This window comes from Methylobacterium nigriterrae (assembly GCF_037106235.1).
GTDB classification, from domain to species: domain Bacteria; phylum Pseudomonadota; class Alphaproteobacteria; order Rhizobiales; family Beijerinckiaceae; genus Methylobacterium; species Methylobacterium nigriterrae.
Window position 1 is genome coordinate 1 of sequence record NZ_JBAWTG010000637.1, and the last position, 348, is coordinate 348.

A 348-nucleotide genomic window follows, 5' to 3' on the forward strand; every position below is an offset into this window, starting at 1 on the left:
GCCCGCTCAACGTCGAGACGCTGGCGACCCACCTCTACGGAGAGGCGGTGCGCGGCACCTACGAGTACGGCGCGGTGGCGGCCCTCCTCATCGTGCTGGTGGGGCTGATCCCCGTGCCGGTGCTGCTGCGGCTCGGCAGGCGCGGGCCGCGGGTTCCGTGCTCACCCCAGGCGGCTCGAGCTCCGCAGCACCTGGCGTCCGCTCAGCACCACCTTGCGCACGGGCTGGTCCGGCGTCCGGTTCCGCTCGAACAGCAGGCTCATCGCCTCGGCGCCGATCACCGCCACGGGCTGCTCGATCACGGTGAGCCCCGGCTCGACGAGCTCGGTCCAGGGCTCGATGTCGAAT

1 protein-coding gene is annotated in these 348 nt (G+C 72.4%); it reads right to left on the reverse strand.

The features are described 5' to 3' along the window. Positions 1 to 161: 161 nt before the first annotated feature. Positions 162 to 348: substrate-binding domain-containing protein (locus WDW90_RS38560; protein WP_336492929.1), on the reverse strand; the 187-nt coding region annotated here is incomplete at its 5' end.